The sequence below is a fragment of the Enterococcus canintestini genome (genome assembly GCF_001885735.1).
Classification (GTDB): Bacteria; Bacillota; Bacilli; order Lactobacillales; family Enterococcaceae; genus Enterococcus_C; species Enterococcus_C canintestini.
Map to the genome: position 1 here is coordinate 1 of NZ_JXKG01000038.1, position 8,006 is coordinate 8,006.

General features: G+C 32.5%; 7 protein-coding genes and 2 pseudogenes. All 9 read right to left on the reverse strand.

What is annotated here, in order from left to right; genetic code table 11:
• Positions 1-39: 39 nt before the first annotated feature.
• The gene (locus RU96_RS13500) at positions 40-135 is read right to left on the reverse strand and encodes a hypothetical protein (protein WP_346190132.1); all 96 of its coding nucleotides are present in this window, start codon (positions 133-135) and stop codon (positions 40-42) included.
• A complete protein-coding gene (locus tag RU96_RS13450) occupies positions 99-308 on the reverse strand; it encodes a hypothetical protein (RefSeq protein WP_282956623.1) in 210 nt (69 codons plus the stop codon). The genes RU96_RS13500 and RU96_RS13450 overlap by 37 nt, the downstream gene beginning before the upstream one ends.
• Before the next feature lie 91 nt (positions 309-399).
• Positions 400-858, reverse strand: a pseudogene (locus RU96_RS13590) (Rib/alpha-like domain-containing protein); the annotation flags it as partial.
• 195 nt (positions 859-1,053) lie between these two features.
• Positions 1,054-2,042 (reverse strand): annotated as a pseudogene (locus RU96_RS13595) (IS30 family transposase).
• 498 nt (positions 2,043-2,540) lie between these two features.
• Positions 2,541-2,930 (reverse strand): DUF7006 family protein, encoded by a 390-nt coding sequence (locus tag RU96_RS12400; protein ID WP_071865790.1) that lies wholly within the window; start codon positions 2,928-2,930, stop codon positions 2,541-2,543.
• Positions 2,931-3,859: 929 nt separating this feature from the next.
• A complete protein-coding gene (locus RU96_RS12405; protein ID WP_071865794.1) occupies positions 3,860-4,846 on the reverse strand; it encodes an NAD(P)-dependent oxidoreductase in 987 nt (328 codons plus the stop codon).
• A 58-nt stretch (positions 4,847-4,904) separates the two neighbouring features.
• Positions 4,905-5,759: a dimethylarginine dimethylaminohydrolase family protein gene (locus RU96_RS12410; protein ID WP_071865791.1), complete on the reverse strand. Its 855-nt coding sequence runs from the start codon at positions 5,757-5,759 to the stop codon at positions 4,905-4,907.
• Positions 5,760-5,790: 31 nt separating this feature from the next.
• A complete protein-coding gene (locus tag RU96_RS12415; protein ID WP_071865792.1) occupies positions 5,791-7,290 on the reverse strand; it encodes a YfcC family protein in 1,500 nt (499 codons plus the stop codon).
• A gap of 6 nt (positions 7,291-7,296) precedes the next feature.
• Positions 7,297-8,006: carbamate kinase (gene arcC / locus RU96_RS12420; RefSeq protein ID WP_143350976.1), on the reverse strand; the 710-nt coding region annotated here is incomplete at its 5' end.

Below are 8,006 nucleotides of genomic sequence, written 5' to 3' on the forward strand. Positions count from 1 at the left end.
TACTTTATTGACATCTATCCAATTTAAGAAATTGATTTTCTATTCATTCTCTTTTCTTCGATTTTTATACTCTAATAACCCTAAAATTATTAACAGGATTAAACCGCCCCTAATAGTAACGATATTGCTATCAATCTCTCCCTCCTTAGGTTAAGTTTTAAGAATTGATTTTTGACTCGATTGTTGCCTTGATTATTAGACTTATTATCTTTACTATTATCTTTTCCACTGTCTTTTTCGTTGGAAGAAACAAATACATTAGTAAGTTCACTAGTATTGCCAGATCCATCCGTTGCAGTTACTTTCACTTTTGTCCCTGCCGCTAATTAGGACCCTTAACTGTAAAATTACCATTCTTATCAGCTGTCCCATGGTATTGACCTCCGTCTGGTAATGTAACTGTCCCCTCTGCATTGGTTCATATTTATCAGCGTCAGAACGGTTGTCTGTCACCGTAACATCTACTTCAACTTCATCAAATGATCCAGCCTTATAGGGTTACTACAACAGTAACTTTTTTGTTCCTAGGTGTGCCAACATCTACTTTTTCTTTCCGAGTGAACGTAGAATCCCTGGGTAAACCATCTTTATTTTTTATTCCCTCAGATACATCTGGTTCTTTATTTAATTCTGTCATCACTTTTTAACCTTCAGGTTTATACTTGTCAGTATCAGTTTTACCCTCCAGTTTTGTTGCACTTGATACAAATTCTGTATCATCCGCTGTAATTGGTTGCGTTGTGTCCATTTTGCCTCCTTATAACCATCTTTTGCTTTTAACACCGGAAGTTTGTCTTCTGACAAGCTTCCGCCATCTTTCACTGCAAAGACTGTTGCTCCACTTCCAATACTTGTTCCTTATTTTTCTAAATATTAGGTCCTTGTTATTCTTGTCAACCATACTCAAATCGACTCTTTCAATAATTATTCTTTAGTGTGAGTAAGAAAAAGATAAAAATAACTCCATAAGTATTATCTATCAAGTTGGAATTATGAACACTTATGATATATACTTTTTCATTGCAATATGGATAATTTTTTCAAGATAATTTGTCAAATTAATTGCAACATATGTGAGTGGATAACTTCATTAGGTGTTAAATAGTCTAAACATTTTCTAGGCCGATTATTCATCAATTCTAAATAATGTGATAATTCGTTTTCTTTCACCTCTGATAGATCCATTCCTTTCGGATAAAATTCTCTAAGTAATCCATTTGAATTTTCATTCGTTCCTTTTTGCCATGCACAATAAGGATCACAGAAGTATGTTTTGCATCCAAGAGCAAATTCTATTTCTAAGTAACCAAAAAACTCCTTTCCTCGATCAAAAGTAATCGTTCTTACTAATTCTTGAGGATATTCTTTCAGTGCATTGATAATGGCCGGTGTGACATTTGTAGCTGTTCTATCTGGAACTTTTATAGCTAGGTATTTCTTGATTTTCTTTCTACTAATGTAACGAAACAACATTTTGATTTTCTTTTATGATCTCTTCTCCCTGATTCGATAGTATCCCCTTCCCAATGACCTATTTCTATTCTTTTATATACCGCTTTATCTCTTTTCTTAATGGATCTACCTCCATCATTAAACTTACCTCGGGTTTCAGCTGGTCTTAGAAAATGTCCCTTTCTTCTCAAATCTTTCATCAAAATATTTCCTGAACGGTTTTGATGGATCATTCGATAGATAGTTGTGGTTGAAGGTAACTTGACATCAGAGGTTAATCGATTGGCGATCTGTTCTGGTGACCAGTGTGCTTCAATTTTTGTTTTGATGTAACGTAAGACAGCTTTTTCTGTTATTGCTTTCCTTCCACATCTGCTTTTATTGGAAATATAGCGTTTTTGAGCTATAGCAGGGTTATAAGGCGACGCAGAATCATTTCCCTCAGTCTTATAACTATTTCGCTTTAGTTCTCGAGAAATAGTACTTGGACTCCTATCTAGTTGCTTAGCTATTTCTCTAATGGATACTCCCGAAACAGATAGTTGCAATATAACTATTCTTTCTTCTATGTTAAGATGATGGTAGTTCATGTGTTCTCCTTGTAAATGTTAGTTTTGTCACTCACATTTTATCAAAGAGTCACGTGGACTTTTATTTTTGATTGATGTTGCACTTAAAATAGTAATTTATCTCAATAAAAAGAATATTTCTTCATCATTTTCTCCTGCTACATTTTTCACATTAGTTAAAACTACATAAAGATAGTGAGTATTCTTTTGAAACCATTTCTAAAATAACTGAGAATACTTGCGACTTTAGTCGTGTCCGTATAGATGGAATATTTCCAATTGAAGTTTGGCTTTAGTTGCATCAAGCAACCAACATATATAAACTTATTAGATCTTCTAAGCGATGAAGGCAATTCTAAAAATTACTTTTCTTCTAAAATTAGCTCTCAAATCACTCAAACAACAGGATAAGATTTCTTATCGCACATCACTGAATTTATTAATGACCAAATAAACTATATACTAACTTAACTATCCGTTTAAGATATCTTTAATATATGAAAAATATAATCAGTTGTTTTATTCGTATATTGATAATCGATAATCGATTAGCTTATAAATATTTAAGTTCTCTTGAAAAGTTAGTCCAACATAATAGTCGTCTAGGCTATCCCTTTCTACGAACTGATCTAATCTTTGATAGTCTATAAATTCGTTATATATTAAAAAGAATAAATAACTCGATATTTTAGCATCCAGCTTTATCAGATGCAAAAGTGTTTGTTTAAAATTGCTGTCATTAATGTGATTGATGGATTCTTTAGCTTCTTCACATAAGTTTTTTACTCTATTAATTACTACTTTGTCATACTCATTTAATATACTATTATTACCATTACTGAGACGCTCAGATTCTACAAAACAACTCAAGTCAGTAATTTCCCAAAAAAATTTTTTGTCAAAATCCAATTCCTTTCTCTCCTAACTATAGAATTATTACATAATATTTACTATCGTAGTTTCAAAGCGAAGATACACTCCTAGCTAGTTTTCGCTGAAGTTATTATCAAACTGAATTGATATTACTTAAAGAGATGTGTCTATGTATTCTAGAAATGTACAGGGAAACCTAATCCTAAAAAACATCTCTACTAGTATGGTTTGATTTTAACACTGTTTTTATTGCAATTTTTGTATAGAGATACATCATAATATGCCTTACATTTCAAAACTTTTTTAGTTAATTTTACTTATAGAAAAGTAACTCACTATTCTTTCCCCAATATTATATAGCTCTGTAATTATGAAACTAAATCGACCTCATTTGGAATGAGATACTATACTACAGAGCATCTACTCCAGAGGGGTTCAAAATATATTGCTCTTCATCACAAATAGCTTAAAAAGGGTGAAAGACACACGCCCCCGCTATACCTTAAAGAAAAATACCAACAGTGTTGTGTCCCTATCCACCATAACATCGCTTATAAAGTACGCATCAAAAATCTCAAAGAAATCTGTGCTGATTTTACAGTTGTTTATCAGGCCAATTCAAAAGAAAAAACGATGAAGTTTCTATCCAATATGATGGGAAAATAGCAAAAGCTTATCTAAAAGTGTTAAATTGCTCGGGGAAAATCACTAATTATTGACTCTTTGTGCGTTTCTGTCCAGTGTTCGCAAAACTATACAGTCGACTACCTTTATTGGGTCCTCTAATAAGCAAATCAAAAGAATAATTCCCCCAGGAGATGCATATATAAACTTCAAACCATCCTTTGTATCATATTTTAATTTATTTTGTATATTTTTTCCAATTACAATCAACTCAATACTAAAAATACTGTATTGAAGTTTACAAAATAATGAATATACTTCGATACAGTATCAATACCATCCTAGTCACTAACTAATTTAAATACTTTGTTTTTTTGGTTAGTCAGATAGTAAACAATATTTTGCGTTGATATACGTTGTAATTCCGCAATTGATGAACTTGTATAAAAAGCTGCATGCGGTGTGATAATCACATTGTCCTTGTTCACTAATTCATGATGAGCTAAATCAGGATGTTCGTCTTTTAATACATCAAAACCTGCACCTTTGATATACCCTAAAGCTAAAGCTTTAGATAAATCTTCTTCTACTACACATGCCCCGCGCCCCGTATTAATAAAGTATGGTTTTTTAGTCATTTGCGAAAACTTGTCTAAATCAAAGAACTGATAATTACTCTCATTCAAGTTCATGTGATTTGTAATCACCTCTGCTTCTTGTAGCAAATGCTCAATGTCAACAATTTGAACATCTAATTTAACTGCTTCTTCTTTATCAACAAATGGGTCACAAGCTAATACCCGCATCCCTAAAGCAATAGCCCTTTTTGCTACTGCTTTACCTATTTTCCCAAAACCAAATATTCCAAGTGTTAAATCTTGAATTCTCTTATTTTCTTCTCCAACTTCATATCTCCACTGATGATTTTTTTCTACATCATAAGAATATATTTTCAGATTTTTGACAAGTGATAAGATTAATGACATTGTATATTCTGCAACGTCAATTGTACAATATTCGCCAACAGGGCAAACACCTATGTGACGACTTTTAGCTACTGATAAATCAACGTTATCATATCCTGTTGCATTTATTGAAATAACTTTGATGTTTGGCGCATGTTCAAACATTTCTTTATTAAATTGAATAAAAGCTGTCAATAAAGCATCAGCATCTTTGATAATTTCATAAAATTCTTCTTTTTTTTCATCAATATATTCATAAATGACTATTTCAACATCTTCGCCTAATCCTTCTTTCAATACTTCTAATTCAACATCATGGGTAGGCATCATAGAATCCTTATAATCAGAAATTACTATTTTCATATTATCCCAAAGTAAATAAATTACTATGAGCTCTTCACTCCCTTCTTTTATAAAAGTTTTATGCACGACGTACTGGATAAGTCATACAGTGAGGACCACCACCAGCTTTTAGAATTTGTTCTAACGGTAATTTAATTACCTTGAGCCCTTCAGCTTCCATTGCTTCGTTAACAGATTTATTATTTTCAATTCCTAGCACTTTACCATTTCCTAATGCTTGAACGTTACATCCATGTTTAAATACCAATTCACTTGGAACATCAATAATCTTAAAATTTCTACGTTTCAACATTTGAATAAAGTTATAAGGTAATTGTTCTGTAGCAGCAATACATATTTTTTCAGCAACAATATTAAAAACCATGTCTAAATGTAAATTAGCAGGCGGCACAGGAACGCCAACAACCGTATAACCATATTTTGCCAACTGTTCACGTAAATTATCAACACCAGCTTGATCTGTTCTATCCACTAAACCAAAAGCAAGAGTGTGCTCGTCAATCATCCAGAAATCGCCACCTTCAAAACAGCCTGCATTCACACGCGCAATGATTGGAACGCCTAATTCTTTTAATTTTTCTTCATATACTTCTGTTTCTTTTTGACGAGCAGGGTGACGAAATTTCCCAATGATTGCTCCTTCTTTAACCATTGCACCGAAGTCACGTGCAAAAGTTTGAACTTCTAATTCTTTATATGCATCCACTTCATGAACAATTACTTCATTAGCCTTGTATGCATCTACTAAAGTTTGCCATTCAGCTACCATACGTTCATTTTGCTCAGTTTCACCTTTTTCCATCCAAGATTTAGTAATTTCATTAATGGCATTGAATACATAAAATTTAGGTGAACATACTACAACCTCTTTCAATACATTTGTTGCATTACTTACAAAAATGTTTTCTGACATAATCGAACACTCCTTATAATAGTTTAATTTTTTAAGAAAGCACTATAATATTTAATAGTAATAAGCCCACACACGCTAAAAAGAATATAAGTAAATACTTAGAAGTAACTTTTATCCATGTACCATAATCAACATGTACAGCTTGGGTGCACGTCATTACAATAATTGAGGTTGGTGCAATTATTTTGACTAACCCTAAAGAAAAATTGTAGATAACGACCATTGTTGATTCACTAACCCCTGCAAAAATAGCTAGTGGAGCCATAATCGACATTGTTGCCGCTGCTAAACCTGTTGAACTAGGAATAAATACAGCTAAAACAATATAAACAATGAAGCAAACTACTACAAAAATTGAGGTTGGCAAACTACCTAATGTCTTTTCACATGCATTTAATACAGTTGCGGTAATATTCCCATCTGTCATAATTACTTGAATTCCTCGTGCTAAAGGCACGATAAACGCTGTAGAAACTAAAGCAGCCGATCCTTTGATCAAGATTTTAATGATTTTATCAACATCATATTTCATTACAAAACCAGCCAAGAAAGTCATAATAATCAATAGACCATTAATTTCATTGAAATACCAATCTCCAAATGGCACTAAATGATTACCTATAATTGTTCCAATAATAATATTATTATTCAACCAATTGGTAGCTTCTTCAAAAAATGTAAAGTTCTCATTTAAAGCCGTCCATGGAATCAAAGAAATAATCATTATAGAAAAAGTAGCCAAAAAAATATAAAATACTTTTCTTTGGCGGCTATTCATTACTTCTTGTTTCCCTTCTGTACTAGTAAATTCTTCAATGTCTTGTTGAAGTCTATAATACTGTGGGGAACTTTGAGGATTCTTTTGAACCTTTTTTGCATATTGACAAATGAAAAATGCAGCCAGAGATAATAAAACTACAAAAACAAACGCTCTAAACACAATTCCTTCACCAGGACTTATACCAGCAATACCAGATGCAATTCCTGTTGAAAATGGATTTATTATAGATGATGCACAACCTGCTTGAGTACCAAAAATAACAATCATCAGTGCTGTAATTGTGTCTAATTCAAGAGACAAAATTATTGGAAGAAACATCAATAAATACACAAAGCCTTCTTCATATGCACCTTGAACAGTTCCAAATATTCCCATTACGAATGTAAGAACCGTTATCAAAACTGCTGTCTTTTCTTTATATTTTGATGCGATACCCTTAAGTGCAATATTAATAACTCCAATAGTATCCATCATTTCTAAAAATGCGCCGAATAACATAACATTTAATGAAATCGTAATAGCCCCAGATATTTTTTCATTTCCAACCATACCAATAATTGGAGCCATAATAACATCCCATAGTCCTTGTCGATTTGCTGAAATTCTTTGGTACGTTCCCGCTATATTTTGGCCTGCTCCATTGATTTCATATTTTCCACCCGGGATAAACCATGTTAAAATCGCAACTAAAATTAAAATAAAGAAGATTATTACATAAGTATTTGGAGATTTAAATTTCTTCTTTTCCATCTTTCATCAACTCCCTACAACTATCGTCCCCTCTTCTCCACGCAAAGCTTCATTTAAGTAATCTATCGATGTAATTATTCCCACTCTTAGTTTACTTGAATCAACAAATTTAAGGATTGCTTCAACTTTAGGTAACATAGAACCTTTGCTAAACTGATTTTGAGCAATATATTTACTTAGTTTCTCAACTGTAACATTTTGAAGAGCTTCTTGATTTTCTTTCCCATAATTGATAAAAACATTTGGAACAGCAGTAAGGATAATTAAATAATCAGCATTCAGTAATTCTGCTAATCGGGCACTTGCAAAGTCCTTATCAATAACTGCAGCAACTCCTTCATATCGCCCTTCATTTTTTATTACTGGAATACCACCACCACCGCAAGCGATTACAATTTTCCCCTCACTAAATAATGAATTAATTGTATCTAGTTCAACTATATCCAATGGCTTTGGAGAAGGTACCATTCGCCGATAGCCACGTCCAGCATCTTCTTTTATAGTATGTCCATATTTTTGAGATATATTTTTCCCTTCTTCTTTTGTATAAAATTTTCCAATAGGCTTGGTAGGATTAAGAAAAGCTGGATCATTCGAACTTACTTCAACCTGTGTAATAATCGTCTGTGCTTTCGTAGTAATACTTCTTTTATTGCACTCATTTGTTATCTCATTCTGTAAATGAAAACCGATATACTGCATGTATCCTAATAAAG